General features: G+C 72.4%; 17 protein-coding genes and 1 pseudogene. 12 read left to right on the top strand and 6 right to left on the bottom strand.

The window, feature by feature from the left end; all coding sequences use genetic code 11:
• Nucleotides 1-4 precede the first annotated feature (4 nt).
• From RUR49_RS13725 to RUR49_RS13700, 6 genes are all read left to right on the top strand, one after another.
• Nucleotides 5-2,608 (top strand): ABC transporter permease, encoded by a 2,604-nt coding sequence (locus tag RUR49_RS13725; RefSeq protein ID WP_409146940.1) that lies wholly within the window; start codon nucleotides 5-7, stop codon nucleotides 2,606-2,608.
• A 107-nt stretch (nucleotides 2,609-2,715) separates the two neighbouring features.
• Complete coding sequence (locus tag RUR49_RS13720; RefSeq protein WP_409146939.1) at nucleotides 2,716-3,960, top strand: diguanylate cyclase; 1,245 nt, start codon at nucleotides 2,716-2,718, stop codon at nucleotides 3,958-3,960.
• A complete protein-coding gene (locus tag RUR49_RS13715) occupies nucleotides 3,957-5,243 on the top strand; it encodes a GGDEF domain-containing protein (RefSeq protein ID WP_409146938.1) in 1,287 nt (428 codons plus the stop codon). The genes RUR49_RS13720 and RUR49_RS13715 overlap by 4 nt, the downstream gene beginning before the upstream one ends.
• Before the next feature lie 187 nt (nucleotides 5,244-5,430).
• The gene (locus RUR49_RS13710; RefSeq protein ID WP_409146937.1) at nucleotides 5,431-6,189 is read left to right on the top strand and encodes a Bax inhibitor-1/YccA family protein; all 759 of its coding nucleotides are present in this window, start codon (nucleotides 5,431-5,433) and stop codon (nucleotides 6,187-6,189) included.
• 228 nt (nucleotides 6,190-6,417) lie between these two features.
• Nucleotides 6,418-6,954, top strand: a complete 537-nt coding sequence (thpR, locus tag RUR49_RS13705) for an RNA 2',3'-cyclic phosphodiesterase (protein ID WP_409146936.1) — start codon at nucleotides 6,418-6,420, stop codon at nucleotides 6,952-6,954.
• 134 nt (nucleotides 6,955-7,088) lie between these two features.
• Nucleotides 7,089-7,571, top strand: a complete 483-nt coding sequence (locus RUR49_RS13700; protein ID WP_409146935.1) for a hypothetical protein — start codon at nucleotides 7,089-7,091, stop codon at nucleotides 7,569-7,571.
• Nucleotides 7,572-7,637: 66 nt separating this feature from the next.
• Here the strand turns inward: RUR49_RS13700 and RUR49_RS13695 are convergent, their stop codons facing one another.
• The gene (locus RUR49_RS13695) at nucleotides 7,638-8,189 is read right to left on the bottom strand and encodes a gamma-glutamylcyclotransferase (protein WP_409146934.1); all 552 of its coding nucleotides are present in this window, start codon (nucleotides 8,187-8,189) and stop codon (nucleotides 7,638-7,640) included.
• 439 nt (nucleotides 8,190-8,628) lie between these two features.
• On the opposite strand from RUR49_RS13695, the gene RUR49_RS13690 reads away from it, so the two are divergent.
• The gene (locus RUR49_RS13690; protein ID WP_409146933.1) at nucleotides 8,629-9,135 is read left to right on the top strand and encodes a DUF1097 domain-containing protein; all 507 of its coding nucleotides are present in this window, start codon (nucleotides 8,629-8,631) and stop codon (nucleotides 9,133-9,135) included.
• 55 nt (nucleotides 9,136-9,190) lie between these two features.
• On the opposite strand, the gene RUR49_RS13685 is transcribed toward RUR49_RS13690, so the two are convergent.
• The 3 genes from RUR49_RS13685 to RUR49_RS13675 are packed head-to-tail and all read right to left on the bottom strand — an operon-like array spanning nucleotide 9,191 to nucleotide 11,946.
• Entirely contained in the window at nucleotides 9,191-10,114 is a 924-nt protein-coding gene (locus tag RUR49_RS13685; RefSeq protein WP_409146932.1) for an SDR family oxidoreductase, read from the bottom strand.
• Between the two features lie 3 nt (nucleotides 10,115-10,117).
• The gene (gene queG / locus RUR49_RS13680) at nucleotides 10,118-11,257 is read right to left on the bottom strand and encodes a tRNA epoxyqueuosine(34) reductase QueG (RefSeq protein WP_409147146.1); all 1,140 of its coding nucleotides are present in this window, start codon (nucleotides 11,255-11,257) and stop codon (nucleotides 10,118-10,120) included.
• Nucleotides 11,254-11,946 (bottom strand): glutathione S-transferase family protein, encoded by a 693-nt coding sequence (locus RUR49_RS13675; protein WP_409146931.1) that lies wholly within the window; start codon nucleotides 11,944-11,946, stop codon nucleotides 11,254-11,256. The genes queG and RUR49_RS13675 overlap by 4 nt, the downstream gene beginning before the upstream one ends.
• Nucleotides 11,947-12,108: 162 nt before the next feature.
• On the opposite strand from RUR49_RS13675, the pseudogene RUR49_RS13670 reads away from it, so the two are divergent.
• A pseudogene (locus RUR49_RS13670) lies at nucleotides 12,109-12,912 on the top strand (undecaprenyl-diphosphate phosphatase); the annotation flags it as partial.
• Nucleotides 12,913-13,210: 298 nt separating this feature from the next.
• Here the strand turns inward: RUR49_RS13670 and RUR49_RS13665 are convergent.
• Nucleotides 13,211-14,182 carry a complex I NDUFA9 subunit family protein gene (locus RUR49_RS13665; RefSeq protein WP_409146930.1) on the bottom strand — a complete coding sequence of 324 codons (972 nt, stop codon included), beginning with the start codon at nucleotides 14,180-14,182 and terminating at the stop codon, nucleotides 13,211-13,213.
• Nucleotides 14,183-14,436: 254 nt separating this feature from the next.
• Here RUR49_RS13665 and RUR49_RS13660 point away from each other — a divergent pair, with 254 nt between their 5' ends.
• Nucleotides 14,437-15,378 carry an acyltransferase gene (locus RUR49_RS13660; RefSeq protein WP_409146929.1) on the top strand — a complete coding sequence of 314 codons (942 nt, stop codon included), beginning with the start codon at nucleotides 14,437-14,439 and terminating at the stop codon, nucleotides 15,376-15,378.
• 37 nt (nucleotides 15,379-15,415) lie between these two features.
• Here the strand turns inward: RUR49_RS13660 and RUR49_RS13655 are convergent, their stop codons facing one another.
• Entirely contained in the window at nucleotides 15,416-16,357 is a 942-nt protein-coding gene (locus RUR49_RS13655) for a sulfotransferase (RefSeq protein ID WP_409146928.1), read from the bottom strand.
• Between the two features lie 252 nt (nucleotides 16,358-16,609).
• Here RUR49_RS13655 and RUR49_RS13650 point away from each other — a divergent pair, with 252 nt between their 5' ends.
• The 3 genes from RUR49_RS13650 (at nucleotide 16,610) to RUR49_RS13640 (ending at nucleotide 25,900) form a co-directional block, all read left to right on the top strand.
• A complete protein-coding gene (locus RUR49_RS13650) occupies nucleotides 16,610-17,578 on the top strand; it encodes a hypothetical protein (protein WP_409146927.1) in 969 nt (322 codons plus the stop codon).
• Between the two features lie 187 nt (nucleotides 17,579-17,765).
• Nucleotides 17,766-24,974, top strand: coding sequence for a glycosyltransferase (locus RUR49_RS13645; protein ID WP_409146926.1), 7,209 nt, complete (start codon nucleotides 17,766-17,768; stop codon nucleotides 24,972-24,974).
• On the top strand, nucleotides 24,971-25,900 hold the full coding sequence (locus RUR49_RS13640; RefSeq protein WP_409146925.1) for an NAD-dependent epimerase/dehydratase family protein: 930 nt from the start codon (nucleotides 24,971-24,973) through the stop codon (nucleotides 25,898-25,900). Before RUR49_RS13645 ends, RUR49_RS13640 begins: the two co-directional genes overlap by 4 nt.
• Nucleotides 25,901-26,076: the final 176 nt, after the last annotated feature.

Below are 26,076 nucleotides of genomic sequence, written 5' to 3'. Positions count from 1 at the left end.
GGCGATGACCGTCGCACCCAGCGAGGCGGCCCCGGCCGGCGGGCTCGCCACCGGCGAAGGCGCGTTCGCGCGCCTCGGCCTTGCGACGCGGCTGGCGCTCCGCGAACTGCGCGGCGGGCTTGCCGGCTTCCGCATCTTCATCGCCTGCATCGCGCTCGGCGTCGCCACCATCGGCGGCGTCGGCTCGCTCGCCCGGGCGCTGACCGACGGCATCGCCGCAGAGGGCCGAACCATTCTGGGCGGCGACATCGACGTGTCGCTGATCCACCGCGAGGCGAGCCCGGAGGAGGCCGCCTTCCTGCAGGGCCTCGGCACCCACTCGACGATCGCGACGCTGCGGGCGATGGCGCGGCTGCCGGACGGCGCCGGTCAGGCGCTGGTCGAGGCGAAGGCGGTCGACGCCGCCTATCCGCTGGTCGGCGCGGTAACGCTCACTGGCGGCGGGTCGCTCGCCGATGCGATCGTCCCTGAGGGCGACGGCTTCGGCGCAGTCGCCGACCCGGAGCTGTTGTCGCGCCTCGGCATCGCGGTCGGCGATGTCGTCGAGCTCGGCCGCGCCCGCCTCACCATCACCGATACGCTTGAGACCGAGCCCGACCGCCTCTCCGGCGGCATCGACTTCGGCCCGCGCCTGCTCGCCTCCCGCGAAGCGCTTGCCGCCTCGGGCCTCGTCCAGCCGGGCAGCCTGGTGCGCTGGCACACCCGAATTGCCTTCGCCGGCGAAGCCTCTGACGAGCGCGTCGCGGCGGTCGTCAAGGAGATCGAGACGACCTTCCCGAAGGCCGGCTGGCGCGTGCAGGCGCGCACCGAGGCCGCCCCGGGCCTGACGCGCAACATCGAGCGCTTCGCGCAATTCCTGACGCTGGTGGGCCTCACCGCGCTCGTCGTCGGCGGCGTCGGCGTGGCGAACGCGGTCGCCTCCTTCGTCGACCGCAAGCGGCCGGTGATCGCGACGCTGAGGACGCTGGGCGCCTCCGGCGACCTCGTCGTGATGATCCACCTCATCGAGGTGATGGCGATCGCCGGCATCGGCATCGCCATCGGCGTCGTCGTCGGCGCGGTGATCCCGCCGATCGCCGGCACGCTGCTCGCCGGCATCCTGCCGATCCCGGCGCTGAACGGCGTGTTCCCGCAGCAACTGTCGCTGGCCGTCGTCTACGGTCTGCTGACGGCGCTCGCCTTCTCGCTGTGGCCACTCGGTCGCGCCCACGACGTGCCGCCGACGACCCTCTATCGCGACCGCTCCGGCACTGCTGCGACGCGGCCCCGCCGGCGCTACATGATCGCCACGGCCGCCGCCGCGCTGGCGCTCGCCGGCATCGCGGTTCTCCTCGCCGGCGACCGCATCGTCGCGCTGGCCTTCGTCGGCGGTGCCGCCGCCGCCTTCGCGCTCCTGCGCGGCGTTGCCGCCGGCGTGATGGCCCTGGCGCGCCGGGTGCCGCGCAAGGGCGCGCCGGAGCTGCGCCTCGCCGTCGCCGCCATCCACCGTCCGGGCGCGCTGACGCCGACGGTGGTGCTGTCGCTCGGCCTCGGGCTGACGCTGCTGGTGACGCTCGCCCTGATCGACGGCTCGCTGCGCAACGAACTCACCGGCCGCCTGCCGGACCGGGCGCCAAGCTTCTTCTTCCTCGACATCCAGGACGCGGAGGCGCCGGCCTTCGACACTCTGCTGGCACAGGCCGCGCCGGAGGCGACGACGCGGCGAGAGGCGATGCTGCGCGGCCGTTTCGTGGCGCTGAAGGGCATCGCCGCCACCGACTATCCGGCACCGCCGGAAGCCGAGTGGGTGCTGCGCGGCGACCGCGGCATCACCTACTCGCCGACACTGCCGGGTGGCTCGACGCTGGTGGCGGGGGACTGGTGGCCAGCCGATTATGACGGGCCGCCGCTCGTCTCCTTCGCCGAGGAACCGGCACGCGAGCTCGGCCTGAAGATCGGCGACGACATCCGCGTCAATGTCCTCGGCCGCGAGATCGACGCGAAGATCGCCAACCTCAGGACGGTGGACTGGCAGAGCCTCGGCATCAACTTCGTGCTGGTGTTCTCGCCGAACACCTTCGCCGGTGCGCCCCACACCCATCTCGCGACGTTGACGCTGCCGGACGAGGCGACCGGCGCGCGCGAGCAGGAGATCCTCGCGACCATCACCCAGGCATTCCCGACCGTCACGGCGATCCGCGTCAAGGATGCGCTGGACGCCGTCAGCGGCCTCGTCGAGGATCTCGCGCTGGCGGTCAGGGCGGCCGCCGGCGTGGCGCTGGCGTCCAGCGTTCTGGTGCTCGCCGGCGCGCTCGCGGCGAGCCACGCCGCCCGTATCCGCGAGGCGGCGATCCTGCAGACGCTCGGGGCGACGCGCGGCCGGCTGGTGACGGCCTTTGCGCTCGAATACCTGCTGCTCGGCCTGTCGACGGCGGTCTTCGCCATTGCCGCCGGCAGTGCGGCCGCCTGGGCCGTGCTCACCCTCGTCATGGACATCCCGTTTGCCTTCGACCCGCTGACGGCGGTGGCGGCGGCGGTGGCGGCGCTGGTGGTCACCGTCGGTCTCGGCCTCGTCGGCACCTGGCGCGTTCTCGGCCACAAGCTCGCCCCGGCGCTCCGCGACCTCTGAGAGCGGCCGCCCCACCGCGGTTGCAGGTCTCGGAGATTCGAGCAAAGCTGGTTCGGGGGGAGTGACCTGAACCGACCGGTCGGCGGCGGCCGGGCCGCTTGGCGGAAATGACGACTTTCAACACAGCGATTCTCGATCTCGTCGCCAAACCGCTGGTCTGGCTGTCGGGGTCGCGGGACACCGTTCTGGCCCTGAACACGGCTGCCCGGCGCGTCTTCGCGACGGTGCATCCGCCCGTGCCGGCCGCGGCCGTGTTCGGCGCTGCCGCGCCCGCTGTCGGCGCATGGCTCGCCGGCCCCGGCGCACCGGAGCCGTTCTGCCGCCTGACGATCGACTGCACCACGCCGGCCGGTCCGCGCCGGCTGGAACTGACGGTCGGCGATCTTCCGGCCGGCGCCGAGGGAGTTCTCGTCTCGGTCGAGGACCACAGCGACGACGTGCTCGACGGAAGTGCCGAGAACGCCTGGCGGGCGACGCTCGCCGACGTGCTGCAATCCCTGCCGGTCGGCCTCGAACTCTACGACCAGGACATGTCGGAAGTGTTCGCCAACACCGAATCGTCGGCGATGTTCGGCTACAGCACCGAGGACGTCGGCCGTCTCGACGACTGGTGGGTGGTGGGCTACCCAGACCCCGAATACCGCCGCAAGGCCCGCCAGGCCTGGTACGACGCGGTGGCGCTGTCGCGCACGACGCGCGCCGACGTGCGCATGCAGGACTGGGAAGTCACCTGCAAGGACGGGAGCCGCAAGCTCGTCGCGTTCCGCTATCGCGCGATCGGCGAGCAGCACGCCCTGCTGTTCTGGGACATGACCGAGCGCCGCAGCCTGGAAACGGAGCTGCGGCGGGTCGCCGAAACCGACGTCCTGACCGGCGTGTACGAGCGGCGGCGCTTCCTCGCCGCCGTCGCGGCGGCGCTCGGCGAGGCGGCGGCGGGCGGCGAGCCGCTGACGCTGCTGATGATCGACATCGACCACTTCAAGGTGATCAACGACACCCTCGGCCATTCCGGCGGCGACGAGGTGCTGCGGACCGTCGGCCGGCGCCTCGCCGAGGGGGTCCGCATCGACGACATCGTCGGCCGGCTCGGCGGCGAGGAGTTCGCGGTGCTCCTGCCCCGGCTGCACGGTGTCCCGGCGCGGGAGGTGGCGGAGCGGCTGCGCACCGCCTTGTCCGGTGCGCCGTTCGAGGTGGCCGGCGAACGCCTGCCGGTGCACGCCAGCATCGGCGGCACGCAGTCGCCGGGCGAGACCGACAGCGTCGACACCCTGCTCGAGCGTGCCGATCAGGCGCTCTACGCCGCCAAGCGCACCGGCCGCAACCGCGTCGTCTTCTTCGGCGATCCGTCATGAGCCGGGCGCCGCGGGCGTACGGGGAGCAGACGCTCCCCCCTTGGCTCACTGCCTGGCTCGGCGGCCTTTCCGTACCGCTCGCAGTGCTGTCGCAGGACGGACGCCAGATCCTCGCCGCCAACGCGGCAGCCCGCCGGCTCCTCGCCCTGCCTGCGGGAGTCCGGTCGGACACCGGCGCGCCCTGGTGGCTCTTCAGCGTCATCGGCCGGGACGCGACCGTCGCGGTCCGGCAGCATCTGCGCGCCGATCCGGTCGGCGGGCCTGACGACTGGCTGGCGCTGCGCTTCCGGACGACCGCGGGTCCGCGGCTGATCGCCTTCAGCCTCCGGCGGTTGCCGGAAGGCGGCTGGCTCGCGACGCTGAAGGACCGCACGCCCGCCGGCCTGCACGAAGGCTCACGCATCACCTGGGGGGAGAACATCGAGGCGCTCGCCAACTGGCTGCCGGTCGGCGTCGAGATCTACGACCGCGATTTGCGGGAACTGTTCTCCAACACCCACTCCTACCGGGTGTTCGACTATGCCGGCACCTATTTCGGCCACCATTCCGACTGGTGGGCGCTCGGCTTTCCCGACCCGGCGGCGCGCGCCGCCGCAATGGCCGAATGGCAGGCGAAGGTGGAGGTGGCCCGCCGGCAGGAGGGCGCGGTGCAGGTGTCGGAATGGACGGTGCGCTGCAGCGACGGCAGCGACCGGACGATGCAGTTCCGCTACCGCTTCCTCGGCGACTACTACATCGTCGTGTTCTGGGACGTGACGGAGCAGCGCCAGCTCGAGGCGGAGCTGAGGCGCAGCGCCGCCACCGACGCGCTGACCGGGCTGCCGAACCGCCGCGCCTTCATGCAGGCGGCGACCCGCGTCGGCGCGGCCCCCGGCGACCCGCGGGCGCTGCTGCTGCTCGACCTCGACCACTTCAAGTCGATCAACGACCGCTTCGGCCACGCCGTCGGCGACCGCGCCCTGCAGGAGACGGCGGGGCGCTGCCGTCGGGTGCTGCGCGACGACGACCAGATCGCCCGCATCGGCGGCGAGGAGTTCGCGGTCCTCCTGCCCTCCACCAGCCTGGACGGCGCCCGCATGGTCGCCGATCGCCTGCACGACGCCATCCGAAGGGCGCCTTACGCGCTGGATCCGCACCGGCTGGAGGTGCGCGCCTGCGTCGGCGGGGCCTACGCCACCGCCGAGACCGGCATCGACGTGCTGTTCGAGCGGGCCGACCGGGCGCTCTACGCAGCGAAATCCCGTGGCCGCGACCGGGTGGTCTTCGACGCCGCCTTCGGCTGATGCCGCCGGCCCGTCCTGGGGCGGGACCGCGGCCGGGCGCCCGCACCACATGACCAAGTGTTCATGCCGCCGGACTTGTCCGCCGCAGCGCTTGCGCCCATATTCGACCTCGGACACATGGGCGGAGCTTCCGCCTTCACGCCTGCCCGCCGTCCCGGCGGGCATCCGAGAGGAGATGGAGTTCTCGATGTCGACCTTCGACCGCAATTCTTCCGCGCGCTACGGCGTGGGCACGGTCCCATCTGCGCGGGCCGGGGCCGCCATCGACCAGGGCCTCCGGTCCTACATGCTCAAGGTCTACAACTACATGGCCCTGGGCCTGGCCATCACCGGCCTGGTCGCCTACGGCGCGTTCTCGATGGCGATCGCGCCGGGTGGCGGCCTGACCGCCTTCGGCGAGGCGATCTATCTCAGCCCGCTCAAGTGGGTGATCATGCTGTCGCCGCTGGCGGTGGTGTTCCTGTTCTCGTTCAAGCTGCAGTCGATGAGCGTCGGCACGGCACAGGCGGTGTTCTGGCTGTTCGCCGCGCTGATGGGCCTGTCACTGTCGTCGATCTTCCTCGTCTACACGGGGGCCAGCATCTCGCGGGTGTTCTTCATCACCGCGGCCTCGTTCGGCGCCCTCAGCCTCTACGGCTACACGACGTCGAAGAGCCTGTCGGGATGGGGCTCCTTCCTGTTCATGGGCCTGATCGGCATCGTCATCGCCTCGCTGGTGAACATCTTCATCGGCTCGACCGCGCTGCAGTTCGCCATCTCGGTCATCGGCGTGCTCGTGTTCGCCGGCCTGACCGCCTACGACACGCAGCAGATCAAGGAGATGTATCTCGCGAGCGACGACAGCACCGTGATGGGCCAGAAGGCGATCATGGGCGCGCTGCGCCTGTACCTCGACTTCATCAACCTGTTTACGATGCTGCTGTCGCTGTTCGGCAACCGCAACTGAGCTGATGCCGATCATCGCTGACGAGACAAGGGGGCGCGGCCGCAGAGGCCGCGCCCTTTCTCGTTGGGCCGATGCGCCGCTCCTGATCCGCACCGCGGAGCTGGGGCCGCTGCCGCCGAGACCCCTGGCCAATCGGGCGGCGCCGCGTCCATCAGAAGGCCGGGCTTGCCTCGCCGCCCCGCCGCGCCGCACTCTCTGCCCGGCTCGAATCCGCTGCGAGACACGGCGATGCTCCGACTGTTCACCGGCCTCGAGGTGCCCGCGAGCGCCGGCCTCATGCTCTCGATCCTGCGCGGCGGCCTCTCCGGCGCCCGCTGGGTCGACCCCGAGAACTACCACCTGACACTGCGCTTCATCGGCGACATCGACGAGCGCACCGCCGACGAGATCGCCGACGCGCTCTCACGCGTGCACCGCCCGGCAGTGCCGGTGCGCTTCTCCGGCGTCGGCGCCTTCGGCGGAACCCGGCCGCACGCGCTCTATGCGGGCATCGCGCCGGCGCCCGAGCTCGCCGAGCTGCAGGCCGAGCACGAGCGCCTGCTGCAGCGCATCGGCCTCCCCTCCGAGGGGCGGAAATTCACGCCGCATGTGACGCTCGCCTACCTGCGCGGCGCCCGCGCCGGCGAGGTGGCGCACTGGCTCGACCTGCGCGCCGGCTTCACCGCCCCCGCCTTCGTCGCCCCGCGCTTCGTGCTGTTCTCCGCCCGCTCCAACGTCGGCGGCGGCCCCTATGTCGTTGAGGAGGCCTACCCGCTGGCGGGGTGACCAGCCGGACGTGGCCCATCTCCCCTCTCGCCGGCACGAACGTGACGCCCGTCACCGCCTCTGGCGCGGGTTCGGCTACCCTCGGGGCGCGCACGGCCCCGTCCGTCCGCAAAGCCGCACCAGGGAGGACGCCCGTGAGAAAGATGATGACTGCCGCCATCGCCGCCTTGCTCGCCGCTGGTCCGGCTCTTGCGAGCGAGAACCCGCGCGAGAACCTGCTCGACCTGCCGGCGCGCGCGCAGGGCGAGAGGATCGGCCCGGCCGCGGGCCCGGTGAAGCCGATCTTCGCCCGCGCCGCCATGAGCTGCGATGCAGCCAGCTGCACCGCTGACTTCGGCAGGAAGAACGGCAAGACGCGCACCATCGCCTGGATCACCTGCGCCGTCTCGACCATCGGCGGCATCATGCGCATCGGCGCGCCACTGCTCAACAACACGTCCGGCCTGGTCGGCTACATGGACGTAACGGCGCGGTCGGCGGACCTCGGCAACGAGACGGCGACCTTCACCTTCACGAAACCGTTCCAGGTGCCGCCCGGCGACAGGTTTCTGGTCCTGGTCACCACCACCAACACTCCCGCAGGCGGGCAGTGCACCTTCAGCGGCACGATCGAGTGATCGCGAGGCCGTGGGTCCGCCCTGCATCTGCGGCCGGGCCGCCGCCTTCCGGGCGGCCGCCGTCGATCACTCCGCCGCGGTACGGTCGGTGGCGGTCTCGGCGAGTGCCGCGGCGATGCGAGCGAGCGCGGCGTCGCGGATGCCGAGGTCGGTGAGCGCCGCCACCGTCGAGAGCACGTAGTCGCGGTTGATGCCGGACTGGCCGATGCCGGTGGAGACGAGGGCGATCTGGCGCTCGGGATCGAGCCGGCCGGCATATTGCGGGTGGCGGCGGTCGGCGACGTAGGCGACCGCCTCGACGCGGCGCGCCGAGCCGTCGAGCAGCGTCACCGGCAGATGGCGCTCGAGATAGACGGCGGTGGCCTGCTCGCGCTCGCGCAGATAGGCGATCGTCGGATCGCGGTGCTGGGCGTCGACCCGGAAGACGCGCCCGAGGCAGGAGCCGCCGCGATCGAGGCCGAGCACGAGGCCCGGCTGTTCGGGCGTGCCGCGGTGGACGTGCGAGTAGATGCAGAGCGAGCGATGGAAGCCGGCGAGACGCGCCGGCACCGCCTCCAGGAACGGAAACCCCGGCCGCCAGATCAGCGAGCCGTACCCGAACACCCACAGCTCGCCCATCGCGGCTCCGCCGGCTCCGATCCCCGTCCCCCGCCGCCTTCTAGCGCAGAACGGCGGCGGGCGGAATCGTCCCGTCGGAACACGTCGCCGCGATCGGCCACCGGCCCGCTCGCTGGCCGGGGCGCTGCCCCTGCGCGGCCGATCGGGCGCGGGATTCTAATAATAAGATATTCGCCGCTGGTCCAAAATAATAATAAGCACATTGATGCCGATAAACTTGGCTTTTCACTGAATTATCGTCACAGAGACTCGTCTCGACTACGATGACTTTGGGAAAAACACTGTCCATACTTTCGTCGCAGGGCTGACGGGCACCGATTCCCGGTCGATGACGGACGTCTCCGCGACGGTCCCATCGCCCTGCCGCGGCGAGCGTCCGGGAGAGACGCGCCGTGTCGGGCCGGCCAATCCAGGCGGCCCGGTCATCGGGAGGGACGACATGAATCTCGTGACGGCATTGGCGATCGTCATCGGCGTGATGGGCGGCATCGCGACGTGGCTGGTACTCGGGCCGCTGGCCATGCTCGGCCTGCAGATCTGGATCATCTTCATCGCCTGGGCGAGCTACTTCCACTGCGGCGGCGGCGAGGCCGGCGCCAAGGCGTCGCTGCCGGCGATGCTGTGGGGCGCCATCATGGGCACCATCGCGCTCGCGGTGATCGGCTCGCTTGGCGGTGCCGGCGGCCTGTTCGGCGTCTCCGCGGTGGTCGGCATAACCGTGATCATCCTGATCCTCGGTGCCCACCTGCCGCTGCTCGCGGCCATTCCCGCCGGCGTCTACGGCTATGCCTGCGCCGCCGCCTTCGGCCTGCTCAAGGCGGATGCCGCCGCGCTCGGCTTCAACCTCGGCACCGGCGTCTTCACCACCGTGGCGCTGTCGATCATCGTTGGCACGCTGCTCGGGTGGATCTCGGGCAAGATCGCCGGCGCGCTCGCCAAGGGCTGACGCCACGATGCCGGGCGGGCCCCCGCCCGCCCGGCAGCCAGATTTCTTGGGCCACTCAGCCGGACAGGCTCTCCTCGCTGCGCCAGCGGCCATCCCGCCACAAGGACGCGAGGCCCTCGCGGTAGGTCGGGCAGACGAAGGCGAGGCCGAGTTCGCGCTTCACCCTGGCGTTCGAGACGCGCTTCACGTCGCCATAGAACGAGCGCGCCATCGGCGACAGCTCCGCCGTCTCGAAAGGCTGCTCGGGCGGCGGCTCCACCCCCATCATCTCCGCAGCGAGCGTGATGACGTCCTGCGGCGGCGCCGGCTCGTCGTCGCTGACGTTGAAGACGCCACCCGCCCGATGCTCCAGCGCCGCCGCGGTGGCGCCGGCGATGTCGTCGACATGGATGCGGTTGAACACCTGTCCCGGCTTGACGATCCGCCGCGCCGACCCCTGGGCGAGGTTGACGAAGGCATTGCGGCCGGGGCCGTAGATGCCGGCGAGGCGCAGCACCGCCACCGGCACGCCGATGCGTTCCCCCAGTGCCAGCCACGCCTTCTCGACCTCGATGCGCTCGCGGTTGCGCCGGGTCGTCGCCCGGCATTCCGCCGTCTCGTCGATCCAGGCACCGCCATGGTCGCCGTAGACGCCGACGGTCGAGAGATAGGCGATGAAGGCGAGATCGCGCGTGTTCGCGAGGTCTTCGGCATGGTGGCGCAGGAACGGGTCGCCAGCGTCGTCCGGTGGCGCCGAGACGATGAGATGGGTGGTGCGCGCCAGCCGCTCGGCCAGGGCCGGGGCGGCAGCGGCGCCGTCGAAGGCGAGGCCTGCGATGCCGGCTGACGCCAGCGCCGCCGCCCGCGCCGGATCGCGCACCGTCGCGACGATCGAACCGGCCCGCGGCCGCAGCCGCCGCACGATCGCCCGAGCCGAGAAGCCGAGCCCGACAACCGTCAGCGCACCGATCGCCGGCCCGCCGTTCGCTTCATCCGCCACGCCTCACACCTCCTCGTGTTGTCCGAGACCCGCCCGCCACTCGGCGGCGACCTCGGCATCGTCCTCGCCGGCGAGCGCCGTCGCCGCCGCACCCTCGAATCGCTCCGCCGGCCACAGCCGCGACAGCGCCCAAACCGCTGCGCCCCGCACCAGCGGCGAGGCATCTGCGAGTCGCGCCTCGGCCACCGGTGCAAGCGCCGCGTCGGCGGAGTTGCCGATCGCCACCAGCACGTTGCGCACGAAGCGGTCTCGCCCCGTGCGTTTGATCGGCGACCCCGCGAAATGGGCCCGGAAGGCCGCGTCGTCGAGCCCCGCCAGCACCGACAGCGGCGGTGCGTCGAGGTCGGCGCGGGCGGAGAGCTTCGCCTCCCGGCCTTGCTCCGCGAACTTGTTCCACGGGCAGACCATCAGGCAGTCGTCGCAGCCGTAGATGCGGTTGCCGATGCCGGCGCGCAGGTCGCGCGGGATCGGCCCGGCGTGCTCGATGGTGAGGTAGGAGATGCAGCGCCGCGCGTCGAGCCGGTAGGGGGCGGGGAAGGCGTTGGTCGGGCAGGCGTCGAGGCAGGCGCGGCAGGAGCCGCAGTGGTCGATCTCGGCCTCGTCCGGCGGCAGCGGCAGCGTCGTGAAGATCGAGGCGAGGAACAGCCACGAGCCGGCGCGGCGCGAGACGAGGTTGGTGTGCTTGCCCTGCCAGCCGAGCCCGGCGGCGGCGGCGAGCGGTTTCTCCATCACCGGCGCGGTGTCGACGAACACCTTCATGTCGCCGCCCGCCCGTGACACGAGGCCACCGGCGATCAGCTTCAGGCGACCCTTCAGGACGTCGTGATAGTCGCGGTGGCGGGCATAGACGGAGATGGCGCCGCGGTCCGGCTGCGACAGTGCCGCGAAGGCGCCCTCGCGTGGGCCGTAGTTGAAGGCGAGCATCGCCACGGCCTGCGCCTCGGGCCACAGCACGCGCGGATCGGCGCGGCGGGCGGCGGTCTCGGCGAGCCAGTCCATGGAGCCGTGGTGGCCGTCGGAGAGCGCGATGGCGAGGCGGGCGCCGGCGTCTACGATCGCGTCCGGGCGGGCGATCCCCACGGCCGCGAAGCCGTGCCCGGCGGCGGCGGCGCGAAGCCAGTCCGCGGCCGCCTCAGGGGTCAGAAGTCGAGGTCGTCGTAGGTCGCCGCCGCCGGCAGCCCGCGCACCACCTCGGTGAGCAGCGGCCGGAACGACGGCCGCGACTTCACCCGGGCGTACCAGGCCTTGGCGTGCTCGGTCTCGCTCCACGGCACCTCGCCCAGATAGTCGGCACACGACAGTTCCGCGGCGGCGGCGAGGTCGGCGAAGCTCAGGCGCTCGCCCGACAGCCATTTCCGCGTCACGGAAAGATAGTCGATGTAGCGCATGTGGTGGCGAAGGTTCGCCCGCGCCGCGCGGAGCACCGCCGATTCCGGCGAGCCGCCGCCCTGCTTGGCGGGAATCTCGAGCTTCAGGATGCGCTCGTGCACGAGATGGCCGACGACCTCGTCCTCGAACTTGTGCAGGAACCAGTCGTTCAGACGCCGCATCTCGGCGCGGGCATCGGGGTGGTCCGGCATCAGCCGGCGGTCGCCCTGGGAGTAGCCGCGGGTCTCGTCGAGATATTCGAGGATGGGGCCGGCCCCCACCACCGGCGGCCCGTCGTTCTCGCGGATCACGGGCACGAAGCCGCCGGGATTGAGCGCCAGAAATTCCCGCCGGCGCTCCCATGGCCGCTCGATGACCAGCTCATGGCGGACGCCGTACTCGGCGAGCACCAGGCGGACGAAGCGACAGGCAGGGGAAAAGGGATGGTGGTAGAGGGTCAGCATCGCGCGCGCAGGGGGGAGGAGGGCGCCCCGCTCTCCCGTGATGCGGTGCGTCGGCGCTCGGGTATAGTGCCGACGCCTGCCTTGAACAACTGCTAAACCTGCCGCACGGAACGCCGATTCGGCCGCGCCGCCACACAGATCGGGCCCCGCCGAGGAGACCGCATGGACCCCGCCAGCCTCGCCGACGCCCTGCTGCTCGGCCTCGTCGAGGGATTAACCGAGTTCATCCCGGTGTCCTCCACCGGCCACCTGCTGCTGCTCGGCCACTTCCTGGGCTTCGAGAGCGCCGGCAAGGCATTCGAGGTGCTGATCCAGCTCGGGGCCGTACTGGCCATCCTGGTGGTCTATTTCCAGCGCTTCTGGAAGATCGCGCTGGCGCTGCCGTCGAGCCGCCGGGCCCGCAACTTCGTCATCGGCATCGTGCTCGCCTTCCTGCCGGCGGCCTTCGCCGGCGTGGCTCTGCACGGCATCATCAAGACGGTGCTGTTCGAATCACCGGCACTCATCTGCATCATGCTGGTGGTCGGCGGGCTCGTGCTGCTCGTGGTCGACCGCATCCCCCTCAAGGCGCGCTATGCGAGCGCCTACGACTTTCCGCCCCGGCTCGCCTTCGGTATCGGCATCTGCCAGATGGTCGCGCTGATCCCCGGCGTTTCCCGTTCCGGCGCCACCATCGTCGGCGCCCTGCTGCTCGGGGCCGAGAAGCGCGCGGCGGCCGAGTTCTCGTTCTTCCTGGCGCTGCCGACGATGGCCGGCGCCTTCGCCTACGACCTCTACAAGAACTTCGACCGCATCGACCCGAACGAGGCGGTGACGATCGCCGTCGGCTTCGTCGCCGCCTTCCTGGCGGCGCTGTTCGTCGTGCGCAAGCTGCTCGATTTCGTCGCCCGCTCGGGCTTCGCACCGTTCGCCTGGTGGCGGATCGGCGTCGGGCTCGCCGGCCTCACGGGCCTGTGGATGACCGGCGCCCTGGCGCTGCCCGGTTTCGGCCCGGCAGCACTGCCGGCCGACGACGGCGCCCGACTCGTCACCACCACGACGGTGAAAGTGAAGGACCCGGTCGACCTGCCGATCAACGGGGAAGCCCTACCGGCGGAGGCTCCCGCCGCCATTCCGATGCCCGCTGCGACCGACGTCTCGCCCGCGGCGCCGGCCGCGCCGGAACGCCAGCCGGGCGACCCGCTCGACCCGGACGGCTTCGAGAACCGCTTCTCGGTGACGCCGCAGCGCTGAGGTCCGGCAGCGTCGAGGCGCGCGGCCGGCCTCAGGCCGAGCGGCGGTCGGCGAACTGGCCCTGCACGCGGTACTGCGCGAGGTAGGTCGGGAGGATCGCCTCGAGGCTGGTCGGCTGGATACCGAGACCGGCGAGGGTGCGGCCCTCCGCCTCGGCTGCGTCGGAGACGACATTGTCGCGCTGCAGCATCAGCACCTGGTCGAGCGTCAGCGGCGCGCCCGGCAGCATCTGCAGGATGCGTCCCTGCAGCTTCGCCGCCCAGAACGGCACCGGCACGATCGACCGCTTGCGGTAGATCTCGGCGAGCAGCAGCTCGAGGCACTCCCGGAAGGTGAGCACCTCCGGACCGCCGAGCTCGTAGACCGTGCCCCGCTCTGCGCGCCCGTCCAGGGCCGCGACGATGGCAGCGGCGACATCGCCGACGAAGACCGGCTGGAAGCGCGTGTCGGGCCCGATCACCGGCAGCACCGGCGAGATCTGCGCCATCTTGGCGAAGCGGTTGAAGAATTCGTCCTCGGGGCCGAACACGATCGAGGGGCGCAGCACGACGGCTTCGGGCACGGCGGCCAGAACGCCGGCCTCGCCCTGGGCCTTGCTGCGCGCATAGAGCGCCGGGGACGCGGGATCGGCGCCGATCGCCGAGACATGGGTGAGATTGGTGATGCCGGCGGCTTGGGCCGCCTCGGCGATCGCCCGCGCACCGAAGGCCTGCACCGCCTCGAAGCTCTGCCGGCCGGAGGGGGCGAGGATGCCGACGAGGTTCGCGACCGCGTCTGCCTCGTCGAGCGCCCGCTCGATCGACCAGCGGTAGCGCAGGTTCGCCTGCACCGCCTGGATCTGCCCGACCGAGCCGAGCGGCTGCAGGAAGCCGGCGAGATCGGGCCGCCGCACCGCGACGCGCACCCGCCAGCCGGCTCTCGCCAGCGCCCTGACCGTGTGCCGCCCGACGAAGCCCGAGCCGCCGAACACCGTCACGAGCTTGCCGTTCAACGGTCCCGCCATGGCCGTCCCTCGCTGTGTGATCCCGCCAGGCGCTGTGCGCCACGCACTCTCGCCGCACGATCTTGCCGCACGCCCGGCACCGGCGAGGAGATAGCGCAGCCGCGGCGCACGTGTACAGGCGCGAAGCGCCGCGGCGCTCGACGGACCGGCGACGAGCCGCTAAGCACGGGCCGACCGCTGGCGGGGGACCGGACGGTCGAGCCTGGAAGGGTGCGACCGGCCGGTCACACCGGCGACGGGTGCGTGGAGGCGTAATGGAAGTCCCCGAGGAGCGGCCCGGCATCGCGGCAAGAGCAGGCGAATACCTGCGGCGGCGGACCCGGCAGGGATGGCGGATCGTCCACCGCAGACTTTTCCCCAACACTCCACCGCCGCCGAGTGCGGCCCAGCTCGCCGCTGCGGCACGCCTCGCGGCGATCGAGACGGACGAGGACGACGAGGCGGCGGCGCTCGCGGCCGTCGCCGCCCGGCTGGAAGCGATGGCGCACTCGGTCGCCGCTCTCGCAGGCGAGGTGGAACGGTGCGAGGTGTCGGCGCTGCGGCCGATGCGCCGTGCCGACGTCGCAGAGATGATGCTCACCGACAATCCGGACGTGCGCCGCGTCTTCATCGGCGAGGGGGTGTCGCTGTCGCGCGGCTGCAGCATCGAGCGCAGCGGCGACGACAACTTCATCGTGCTGGCGCCCAACGTGCGGCTGAGCAAAGTCACCATCACGCTGCGCGGCAGCGGCAACCTCGTCTATATCGGTCCCGACACGCGGCTGAGCAACGTCGTCATCAAGACGGTCGGCGAGGGCAACACCATCGCCGTCGGCAGCGACGTGACATTCGAGTCGGGCACCCTGTTGTGCGAGCGCCACGGCCGCTCGCTCCTCCTCGGCGATGACTGCATGGTGTCGAACAGCGTCGTCGTGCGCACCAGCGATCACCACGGCATCTTCGAGCGGAGCACCGGCCAGCGGCTCAACCCGTCCGCCGACGTCGTCGTCGGGGCGCACGTCTGGCTCGGCAATGGCTGCCGGATCAACAAGGGGACGCGGGTCGGGTCGGGGGCGGTGGTCGGCCAGATGGCCATCGCCAGCGGCGATCTCGACGCCAACTGCATCTACGCCGGCGTGCCGGCCCGCAAGCTGCGCGAGGACATCGTCTGGTCGCGCACGGAGAACATCGGCGGCGTGCCGCGTCAGTATCGCTGACGCCGCGCGAGCGGCACGAGCGTTCGCCCGCCGAGGATCAGGAGCGGGAGGCCGCCGCCGGCCCGTCGCCGCCCTCCGCGTCGCGGGCCCGGGCACCTTGTCCCTTGCCACCAGGCCCCTTGCCGCCTTGCCGCTGCCGCCCGGGCCCACGCCGCATCGCCTCGGCCGGGTCGATCGTCGGCTTGTTGAGGAAGGTCGGGAAGTCCCACCAGTGACCGAGGTCGAGCCCGCTGAGGGCCGCCGTCTCGGCGATGTCCTTCAGGAACATGGCGTGCAGTTCCTCGAGCTCGGCGCGCGGAAACCGCGGACGCACCTGGCCGGCGGCGAGACTCTCGGGCGGGATCTCGGCGACGAGGTCGTCTCCCTCCCAGGCGAGGTTGTAGCCGGCGTTCGCGAGCTTCTCGCTGGTCCGCTCGATCGGGGCGAGATCGAGGAAGCCGAGGGCCGAATTGACGAAGCCGAGCGGGTCGGCGACGAGGTCGTCGTAGCGCATGAAGTGGATGCGCTCGCGCCCGAAGGTATCGATGTAGGTGCGGCAGCCGTGCGCGAACAGGCTGAACGGCACCACGGCGACGCCGCCGGCCTTCATCTGCAGGATGCTCTCGCGACCGGTCAGCCGGCCGCGCTTGAAATTATGCAGATAGAGAGAAACGGCCTTCTCGGTCGGCTGCCGGAACGCCACGATGAAGCGCAGGTCCGTGCCGAAGCGCTTCGCGATTCGCGCCGCCGCCTCGTCCGACTGGAAATAGCGCGTCGAGCCCTCGCCCACCCAGCGTTCGTCGCCGGCGTCGGTGAAGTGCGTCGTCAGATAGTCCTCGATCGCCTCTTCCGTGAAGTGCTTCTGGTGGAAGAAGTGAGGCTCCTTCATCTTCGAGAAGAAGATGTCCGGATGCCGGGCGATCTGGCGGCAGAGGTAGGTCGTTCCGGCCTTCTGCACACCGGGAACGAAGAAATTCGGGACGCGGCCTGAATAGGTCATGCTCGATCGACGGTCGTGGACGGGAGGTGGCGACCGGTAACCGGCCGCGAGCCTGAAGGCGACGGACCCTCGCAGATCGAACCCGACGGCGCAAGGCGAGTGCTGACGGCAGCTCACCGCGTCGGTGCGGTCACCATCCGATGCCGAGCCGTCTATCGATCCGGGTTGCGCTGCCCCGCCGTTCATGCGATCCGCCACGACGCTGGCGACGACCGGACGCGGCGCCGGCAGGCCTGCGGCGACGAGGGGTGGATGACGAAGCGGCTGATCCTGCACGTCGGGCAATCGAAGACCGGCACGTCGACCATCCAGGACTTCCTCGCCCACAACCGGCGACGTCTCTGGCGTGAGGCGGGGGTGCTCTATCCGCAGGCCGGTCGTCAGGGCGCGGCGCATCACCGCATCGCCGCCCTGTTCCTGCCTGCCGGCAACGCCGCCTGGATCCGCCGCGAGGACGCCGCGAGCCTCAGGGCGAGCCTCGACCAGGAAGTCGCGCAGGCCCCCACCAGCACGGTGGTGGTCAGTTCCGAGGCGCTGTTCAATGCGCGCTCGATCGACGACGTGCGATCGTTCTTCGACGGCTTCACCGTCGAGATCCTCGTCATCCTGCGCCGCCAGGACCGCTGGCTCGATTCGCTCTACCAGCACCAGCTCAAAGTCGGCGAGACCGAACTCGAGCCGCAGCCGTGGCTCGCGGCCCGGGTCTCGACCCTCGACTATGCCACCCGCGTCGGCCGCTGGGCCGACGTCTTCGGCGACGCGCGCGTGCGCATCGGCGTCTTCGAACCGGCGAACCTCGCCGGGGGGCTGATGGCCTTCTTCTTCCGCACCGCCGGGCTGCCGGTGCCGCCGGACCTCGACGAGCCGTCGGCCCGCAACGAGCGGCTGTCGCGCGACGCTCTCGCCTACCTTCGCCGCGTGCCCCGCAACGACATCTCCGGGCCGCAGCGCCAGCGGTTGCGGCGGGCGCTCGAGCAGTGGTCGCAGGAGAACCCCGATCCGCCCGCCTGGCGATATTTCTTCTCGCCCGCCGAACGCGCCGACATCCTGAGGCGCTGCAAGGCTACCAACGCCGCCGTCGCCCGCCGTTTTCTACCCGGGAGCGAAGGCGTCTTGTTCCACGACAATGTGATCGAGGCGGCCTTCGAGCCCTATCCCGGGCTCGCCCCGGGCGTGGCTGCGGCGATCGACCGGGCCGTGGCGGCGACGGCCGCGGAGTGACTGGCGGCGGGGGGTATCCTCCCGGCCGCGGCTGGGCTAATCGAGTAGCCGAAATCGGCTGCCCGGTGCGATTCCCACGCCACCCGTTCCACGCCCCGCGGCCCTTCCGGCGCCCGCTCGATCGGGCGCGCGGCCGGCGAGCGGGGATTGCCGGCCGGACGTGGCCAGTGCGAGGTGCTGCCGTACGATGACGGATGCCACCCACTGCCTGTTCGTCGTGCCGATGCACCGCAGCGGCTCCTCCGCCTTCGCCCGCGTCCTCAACCTGCTCGGCGCCAGCCTTCCGGATCGCCTGCTCGGCGCCACCAAGGCGAACGCTCTCGGCCACTGGGAGCCGTCGGACGTGGTGCGCGTCAACGACCGCATCCTGGCGGCGGCGGACCTGTCGTGGGACAGCCTGTTGCCGTTCCCCCCCGGCTGGTTCGACACGTCGGAGGCGCTGGCGCTCGAGAAGCCGGTGACGAGCGCGCTGCGGCGCAACTATGTCGGCCGGCCGCTCTGGCTCCTGAAGGACCCGAGGCTCAGCCGCACGCTGCCGCTGTGGCTGAAGCGGCTGCGGCCGCTCGCGGCGCAGCCGGTCGCCGTGCACCCCGTGCGCAATCCGCTCGAGGTGGCCGAATCGCTGCGCGCCCGCGACGGCATGGACCTCGCGCGCGGGCTGCAGCTGTGGCTGCGCTACATGCTGGAGGGCGAGGCGAACACCCGGGCGGTGCCGCGCCTCTTCGTCCCCTATGACGATCTCCTGGCCGACTGGCGGGCGGTCGCAGGCCGCGTCGGCGAGCACCTCGCGGTGACCTGGCCCGTCGGACCGGATGCCGCTGCGGCCGAGATCGGCGCCTTCCTTTCGGAGGGCCAGCGACACCACCGCATTCCGCTCGCCGGCCGCACCGACGTCCCGCCCGACGTGCTCGCCGTCTATGAGGCCTTTCGGCGCCTCGTGCGCGAGCCGTCGGACGCCTCGGCGCTGTCGGTCCTCGACGAGGTGCGCCGGCGCATCGACGGCGACGCCGCCCAGGCGATCGCCGAGGACCTGCGCGCCGAGCGCCGGCGGGTGCGCGATCGCGAGGCGGAGGCCGCGGCCCGTCTCGACACGCTCGCAGCCCTCGCGGAGCGCTGCGCCGCGATCGTCGGCCATGGTTCGGGCTCCTCGGGCGGCGAGGCCGCGGCCGGCCCGCCCGAGACCGCGGTCCCCGATGCCGCCGCCCGCATCGAGGCGGCGCTCGTCACCCTGTCGGCGGGGGCGGCCCCGGTCGGCAGCGACGACCCGGTCGCTCGCGCGGCGCTGACGGCCGACCGTCTGGCCGCCCTGACGGCGACGCTGCTGCGCGATGGCGTGATCGGGGCCGGCGGCGGCAAGGCCGCCGATGCCGCGGAAGTGGCGGGGCTGGAGGCGGAGCTCGCGCGCATCCAGACCGAGCGGACCCGCGCCGAGACGCTGGCGGGAGAACTGCAGGAGCGCGTCGGGGCGCTCCGGGCGGAACGGGACCGCGTCGCCCGCGAGCGCGAGACGGCACGCCGGGAGCGCGACCAGGCGCGGCGCGAGCGCGACGGGCTCCGCCGGGAGGTCGACGGGCTGCACCTCGAGCTCGAGCGTCTTTGGCCCGAGCGGCGGCGCGACGCGGAGGAGCGCGAGCGCCTCGCCACCGACAACCGGCGGCTCGCCAGCGCCGCGGAGGATCTGAAGGCCGCCGCCGATCGCAGTCGCACGATGACGCGCGCCGCCGTCCGGCTGATCGAGGCCGACTGGCAGGTGCGGGCGGAGCGGGCCCGCCAGACCTTGCGCGCCGCCCAGGCCGCCTGGCAGCCCGCCGACGGCATCCGGCGCACCTACGGGATCGCGCTCGCCGCCCGTCTCGACCAGCCGCTCGCGCCGCTCCCGCCCGAAGCGGAACAGTTGCGCAGTGCCGGCCTCGCGCGTCCGCTGCCCCGGCCGCGCGGCTTTGCCCGCAGCCGTGCCGCGCGCCTCGCGCACCGGCTGGCGCCCGTCCACTTCCTCCCCGCCTTCTATGCCGAGCAGGCGGGGCTGTCCGGGCTCGGGCGGACGGCCCTCGTCGAGCACTACCTGACCGAGGGCCATCGCGCCGGCTTCGATCCGTCGCCGCTGTTTTCCACGCGCCACTATCGCGACGCCCACCTCGGCGGCGACACGAGCGTGCCGCCGCTGCTGCACTACCTCTCGACCGGTGTCGTCGCCGGCCTCTCTCCCCACCCGCTGTTCGACGCCGCCTTCTATGCCGGGCAGCTGCCGCCGGCGGTCCGCGGCGCCGTCGACCTCCTGCTCCACTACGACACGATCGGCTGGCGAAGCGGCCTCGACCCACACCCGGCCTTCTCGACGGTCCACTACCTCAACCGCGGGCGCGACGTCGCCGGCGCCGGCCTGTCGCCGCTGATGCACTATCTGCTGCACGGCCATCGCGAGGGCCGCGAGCCGAACCCGCTGTTCTGGCCGGGCTTCCTGCGCCGGACGGAGGGGGAGGGCGAGGCCCCGCTGCAGGTGGCGCTGGCGCGCCGGGCGGAACCGGAGGGGCCGGACCTCGGCGATCCGCATCCGCTGTTCTCTGTGGCGCACTACCGGTCGGTCGCGCGTCATGGCCGCGACGCCGCTCCGCACCCGCTGGAGCACTTCTTCCGCGTCGGGATGGACCGCCTGCTCTCGCCGTCGCCGGCCTTCGACGTCGATCACTATCTCGTCGCCGTCGAGGGAGAGACCGGCGGCCTGCATCCGCTGATCGACCTCGTCGCCGGGCGCGGCAGCGGCGACGTGGCACCCCACCCGGCCTTCGATCCAGCCTTCTACAAGGCGCAGCGGCGGCTGAGCGAGGCCTTCGCCGGACCGCCGGTCGCCGACTACCTCGCCAAGGTGCCCTCACGGCTCACGGCGGCACCCCATCCGCTGTTCGACGTCGACTACTATCTGCGGCAACATCCTGAGCTGGCGCGGCGCGGCCTCAACCCGCTCCTGCACTATCTCGCCCGCGGCTGGCGGGAGGGCCACTCACCGAGGGCCGATTTCGATCCCGGCTTCTATCGGCGGGAACTGGGCCTGCCGCCCTCGATCGATCCGTTCGTCCACTATCTGCGCTTCGGCCACGACCTCGACGTGCCCGGCAGCAGCGGTGGCCGGGGGGCGCCCACCCTCGGCGGACGGCCGGCGCTTCCCGTCGTCCGGGCAGCGGTGCCGCAGGAATCGGACGGTGCCCACCCCTTCGACCCGGCGCTCGGCAGCGTCCTGGTCGTCGCCCACGTCGTTGGTCGGGAGCGTTACGGCGGGGAGCGGTCGTTCCTCGACATGCTCGAGGGACTGACCGGCGTCGGCCTCAACATCGTGGCGGTGCTTCCGCGGGACGAAGCGGAGTACACGGCCGCCGTCCGCGAGCGATCGTCGAAGGTGGTGGTGCTGCCTTACGGGTGGTGGCGGGGGGACGAGGCGGCGTCTCATGGGGTCGTGTCGGCCTTTTCGGGCCTGATCGCGCGCTACCGGGCGCAGGTGGTCCACGTCAACACCGTGATGCTGCTGGAACCTCTGGTTGCGGCGCGGCGGGCGGGGGTGCGGGGGGTGGTGCACGCCCGCGAGATCCTCGTGCACGACCCGGCGCTCTGCGAGCGGATCGGGCTGTCGGCGGGGGAGATCGTCGCGGCGGTGTGGTCGCGGTCGGACGTCGTGATCGCCAACTCGGCGGCGTGCGCCTCGGCCTACGCGGCGGCGCTCGGGCCGGGCGCGGTGGTCGAAGGTGTGGCCGCAGCCGGCGGTGAGGGCCCTGTGGCGGCGGGCTCGGTCGCATCCTTCTCCGACACATCTGCCTCCGACACATCCTCCCCGGACGGATCGCCCTCCGCCCCGGCGGTCGTTGCGGCGGTTGGTCCGGATGGCCGGCGGGTGCTGGTGGTGGCGAACGCGGTGGACGCCTCGGCGCTGGACATGGCGAACCCGGTGACGGCGACCGGTCCGGTGCGGTTCGGGCTGATCTCGTCGAACGTGGCGAAGAAGGGCCTCGAGGACCTCGTCCGGCTGGCGCGGGCATGCGCGGCGGCGGGGCTTTCGGACGCGGCATTCGTCGTGGTCGGTCCGGAGACGGAGACGGTGAAGGCGCTGAAGGCCGGCCAGGCGGCGGGCGAGGTGCCGGCCTCGATCACGTTCGCGGGCTATGCCGAGGGCCCGGCGGAGGCGCTCGCCGGGGTACAGGTGGTGTTGAACCTGTCGCGCTTCGCCGAGAGTTTCGGGCGCACGGTGGCGGAGGCGATGGCGGCGCGGCGTCCGGTGATCGCCTACCGCTGGGGCGCGCTGCCGGAGCTGGTCGACGACGGCGTGACGGGCTTCCTGGTGCCCTATGGCGAGGCGGAGGCGGCGGTCGCGGCGGTGGCGGCGCTGCTCGCCGACCGGTCGCTGATCGGGCGGATGGGCGAGGCGGGTCGGGCGTCGGTGACGGCGCGCTACGACAAGCCGGCCTACCGGGCGTCGATGGAGGCGGCCTACCGGGAGATCCTGGCGACGCCGCCGCACGGTGGCGGCGGCGGACCTGGCGGCGGCCCCGGCAACGGCGCCTCCGACGGTGGCTCCGGCGGCGTGCGTCTCGGCGCGCAGGCGGTGGCGCCGGCGATCACGGCGGAGGCCTTGGCGGTGCCGCTGCCACAGGCCGGCGAAGGCGCGGTGGTGCTGCCGGCGCGCCAGCGCCCCGGCACTGCCACGATGACCGACGGCACAAGGTCCGACGCTGCCCCTGCCTCCGACGTCCCCTCGGCCGCCAGTTCCGAGCCCGAGGCCCCGACTGCCGACTGCCCACTGCCGACTGCCGGATCGCGGAGCGATCCTCCCCCCCGGATCGCCTACTTCCTCTGGCACTTCCCGGTGCCGTCGGAGACGTTCGTGCTGAACGAGCTCCGCCATCTGGTCGAGGCCGGGTACGACGTGAAGGTCTGGTGCCGGCAGAGCCCGCACAGGGATTTCGTGCCGGACTTCCCCATCGAATGGGAGCGGGTGGCGACGCCGGAGGCGTTCGCCGAGCGGCTCGTCGCGACGGGCCGGACGGCGGTGCACGCCCACTTCACCTATCCGACGGTGACCGACATGGTGTGGCCGGCCTGCGAGATCGCCGGCGTGCCGTTCACCTTCATCGCCCACTCGCAGGACATCTTCCGCCACGAGAACGACGCGAAGAACCGCGTCGGCGAGATCGGCCGCTCGGCCTTCTGCCGCAAGGTGTTCGTGCCGGCGCGCTTCCACCGGGCGTATCTCGCCCAGCGCGGCGTGCCGGAGGGCAAGCTCGCGATCAACCCGAACGGGGTCGACGTCGACGCCTACGCGGCGGCGCGGCGGGACGACCGGGCGGGGACGACGAAGCGCATCGTCGCGGTGCATCGCTTTACGGAGAAGAAGGGGCTCGAGCCCTTGATCGCGGCGATGGCGCTGTTGCAGCGGCGGGCGGAGGTCGGCGACGCGGCGGCCGCCGGCATCACCCTCGACCTCTACGGCTACGGCGAGCTGGAAGAGCGCTTCGCCGCGCTGATCGCCCAGGGGACTGGGAACGGAACCGGAGACGGGCCGCTCACCAACGTCCGGCTCGCCGGCCCGGTGAAGGGCCGCGACGCGCTGGTGGACGTCCTGCGCGACGCCGACCTGTTCGCCTGCCCGTCGGTGCGGGCGGCCGACGGCGACATGGACGGCATCCCGACGGTGGTGCTGGAGGCGATGGCCGCCGGGCTGCCCGTGCTCGCCACCGAGATCGGCGGCCTCGGTGAACTGGTGGTGGACGGCCTCACCGGCGTCACCGTGCCGGCAGCCGAGCCCGACGCGCTCGCAGACGCCATCCTCCGGTACTTCGCGCTTCCTCCCGAGCAGGTGGCAGCGATGGGCCGCACCGGCATCGCCACGGTGTCGGAGCGCTACCGCATCGACCGGCTGATGCGGGTGCTGACGCGCACCTGGGAGAACCGCGGCGTCGACCTCGTCATCGTCGCCTGGAACAACCCGGCCGAGCTCGTCGAGGTGATCGACAGGCTCTACCGCTTCACCGCGAGCCCGTTCCACCTGATCGTGGTGGACAACCTCAGCGGCGACGACACCCGGCGCATCCTGGTGGCCGAGCAGCTTAGGCGGCCGTCGATGACGCTCGTCCTGAACGACGAGAACGCCTTCGTCGGCCCCGGCACCAACCGGGCGATGGCGGAGGGGTCGTCGGACGTCGTCATCTACGTCTGCGGCAAGGAGGGCTTTGCCCTCGCCCCGGGCTGGGAGCTGCCGTTCGTGCACGCGCTCGCCGAGGACCCCTCCGTCGGGCTCGCCGGCACGCTCTGCCACGCGCCGAGCTACCTCACCGGCAAGGACTATCCGACCGGCGTCCGGCTGTTCGACCAGTTCCGCAACCCCGCCTTCGCGGCTGAGAACCCCGACCGGCCGTTCGAGCACGTGCAGGGCGGGCTGTTCGCGATCCGGCGGGCGATGGTGGAGGCGATCGGCGGCTACAGTGACGCCGTCGCGCACGACTACACCGACGTCGAGTTCAGCTACTACGCCGAGAGCTGCGGCTGGAGGCTCGCCGAGGTGCCCGGCATCCTGTCGCTCTACCGCAAGACCCGGCCGGGGCTGATGGAGCGGATCGACGAGCGTATCCTCGCCGCCCACCCGCCGACGCTCGCCGACCTGCCGGCGCTGGACGCCATCGCGCAAGGCCACGCCCGCCACTGCAACCTCTGCGGCTGGACAGGACCCGCCTTCCTCGCCGAGGGGGCGGGGCACAGTGGACACGGGCACGGTGGCGAACTCAACGGCGGCCGCGGGCACGGCACCGCCCCCGCCGCAGGCACCCGTGAGGCGCAGGCGAGCGGCCGCGCCGCCTCCATCACCACCGGTCACGCCGCCCCCTTCCACGCCCGCTGCCCGGGCTGCGGGTCCTCGCCCGCCGATCGCGCGGTCTACGCCGTGCTCGCCGCCTCGCCGTGGCTGAACCGGCGCCTGCCGGCGCTCGTCGCCGGCGCCGGCACGAAGCTCGCCGAGACCCTCGCCCGCGCCTTCCAGGGCCCGCAGATGACCGCCGAAGAGCTCCGCGAGACGCTCGCCACCGGCCGCCGCCTGCCCCTGAAGGACGCAAGCCGACAGCTCATTCTCGCCATGGACACGCGAACCGGCGACGGCGCCCGCAGTGCCGCGCCGGGTCACGCCGGAGGCCCCTCGCGGGCCGACGCCGCCGTTCTCGCCGAGCTCGCCCGCCTCGCCGCCCACGGCGCCCCCATCCTCCTCCACGACACAACGCTGCCGCCGCTCGACGGTGCCACAGCGACCGCCGCCGGCCTCCAGCCCCTCGCGCCCCCCCAGGCCGCCCCAACCGCCCCCTCAAACGCCCTCCAGACACACCACAACCCCGTCACCCTCTGGGTGAGGGGAGGGGAGGGCGCATGACGGTGGTGCTGCTCGGCGGTGCCGGCTTCATCGGCCTTGCCGCGGCGGAGGCGTTGGTGGCGGCCGGCGCGCGGCCGCTTATCGCCGATGGCGCCCGCCGGCTTGCCCGCGCCGCGCCGCGGCTCGACGCGACCAGCGGCGTCGCCACCCACGTCGTCGAACCGGGCGACGCCGCCGCGCTCGCCGCTGCGCTGAAAGGCGCCGAGGCGGTCATCCATCTCGCCTGGACGAGCGTGCCGGCCTCCTCGATGGCGGCGATCGCCGAGGACGCCCGCGACAATGTCGTCGCCACCATCGAGGTGCTGCAGGCCTCCGTCGAGGCGGGCGTCGGGCGATTCGTCTTCGTCTCGAGCGGCGGCGCCGTCTATGGCCGCGCCGCCCGCCTGCCGGCGCGCGAGGACGACCCGACCGAGCCGATCAGCGCCTACGGCGTCGGCAAGCTCGCCGTGGAGAAGTACGTCGCGCTGTTTTCCACCGCCTACGGCCTGCCGGGCGTGACGCTCCGCCTGTCGAACCCATTCGGGGCCTACCAGCTCGCCGGCACGCCGGTCGGCGTCGTCGCCCGCATGGTGCAGAAGCTCGCGGCCGGCGAGGCGATCGAGATCTTCGGCGACGGCTCGACGGTGCGCGACTATCTCGAGATCGGCGACGCCGCCCGTGCTCTGGCGCTGGCCGCCGACCCGGACCGGCTGCCGCCGGGGCTCTACAATGTCGGCAGCGGACAGGGCACCAGCCTCGCCGAGGTGGCGGCGACCGTCGGCGCGGTGGCCGGGCGGCCCTTGCGGCTCGTGCACCGGCCGGCGCGCGGCTTCGACGTGCCGGCGATCGTGCTCGACACGGAGCGCCTGCGCACCGCCTCCGGCTGGCGGCCGGAGGTGTCGTTTGCGGAGGGAGTCGAGCGGCTCTGGCGGGCGGCGGCGGGCTGAGGCCGCCGGGGCTTTCAAACGGGCGCTGAGAGCGGGTGGCCGCGCGGCGGCTCCAGCGGTGCCGCGGTCGGCCGCGCGCGTTGACTTGCACCCCCCCATCCCCTAAACGTCCGGCCGTCGGCCTGCGCTCGCACAGCGCGCGGGCCGGAGAGGTTCGGCGCTCCGCGGCGGCTCCA

The sequence above is a fragment of the Pseudoxanthobacter sp. M-2 genome (assembly GCF_046156265.1).
Taxonomy (GTDB): Bacteria; Pseudomonadota; Alphaproteobacteria; order Rhizobiales; family Segnochrobactraceae; genus CAMDHY01.
This window is presented reverse-complemented; position numbering and strand designations above follow the sequence as displayed.

Bases quoted from the DNA above. Each gene is read 5' to 3' on its own strand.
- RUR49_RS13725 (WP_409146940.1), top strand. From the start codon at position 5: ATGACCGTCGCACCCAGCGAGGCGGCCCCGGCCGGCGGGCTCGCCACC.
- RUR49_RS13720 (WP_409146939.1), top strand. From the start codon at position 2,716: ATGACGACTTTCAACACAGCGATTCTCGATCTCGTCGCCAAACCGCTG.
- RUR49_RS13715 (WP_409146938.1), top strand. From the start codon at position 3,957: ATGAGCCGGGCGCCGCGGGCGTACGGGGAGCAGACGCTCCCCCCTTGG.
- RUR49_RS13710 (WP_409146937.1), top strand. From the start codon at position 5,431: ATGTCGACCTTCGACCGCAATTCTTCCGCGCGCTACGGCGTGGGCACG.
- thpR (WP_409146936.1), top strand. From the start codon at position 6,418: ATGCTCCGACTGTTCACCGGCCTCGAGGTGCCCGCGAGCGCCGGCCTC.
- RUR49_RS13695 (WP_409146934.1), bottom strand. From the start codon at position 8,189: ATGGGCGAGCTGTGGGTGTTCGGGTACGGCTCGCTGATCTGGCGGCCG.
- RUR49_RS13690 (WP_409146933.1), top strand. From the start codon at position 8,629: ATGAATCTCGTGACGGCATTGGCGATCGTCATCGGCGTGATGGGCGGC.
- RUR49_RS13675 (WP_409146931.1), bottom strand. From the start codon at position 11,946: ATGCTGACCCTCTACCACCATCCCTTTTCCCCTGCCTGTCGCTTCGTC.
- RUR49_RS13665 (WP_409146930.1), bottom strand. From the start codon at position 14,182: ATGGCGGGACCGTTGAACGGCAAGCTCGTGACGGTGTTCGGCGGCTCG.
- RUR49_RS13660 (WP_409146929.1), top strand. From the start codon at position 14,437: ATGGAAGTCCCCGAGGAGCGGCCCGGCATCGCGGCAAGAGCAGGCGAA.
- RUR49_RS13655 (WP_409146928.1), bottom strand. From the start codon at position 16,357: ATGACCTATTCAGGCCGCGTCCCGAATTTCTTCGTTCCCGGTGTGCAG.
- RUR49_RS13650 (WP_409146927.1), top strand. From the start codon at position 16,610: ATGACGAAGCGGCTGATCCTGCACGTCGGGCAATCGAAGACCGGCACG.
- RUR49_RS13645 (WP_409146926.1), top strand. From the start codon at position 17,766: ATGACGGATGCCACCCACTGCCTGTTCGTCGTGCCGATGCACCGCAGC.
- RUR49_RS13640 (WP_409146925.1), top strand. From the start codon at position 24,971: ATGACGGTGGTGCTGCTCGGCGGTGCCGGCTTCATCGGCCTTGCCGCG.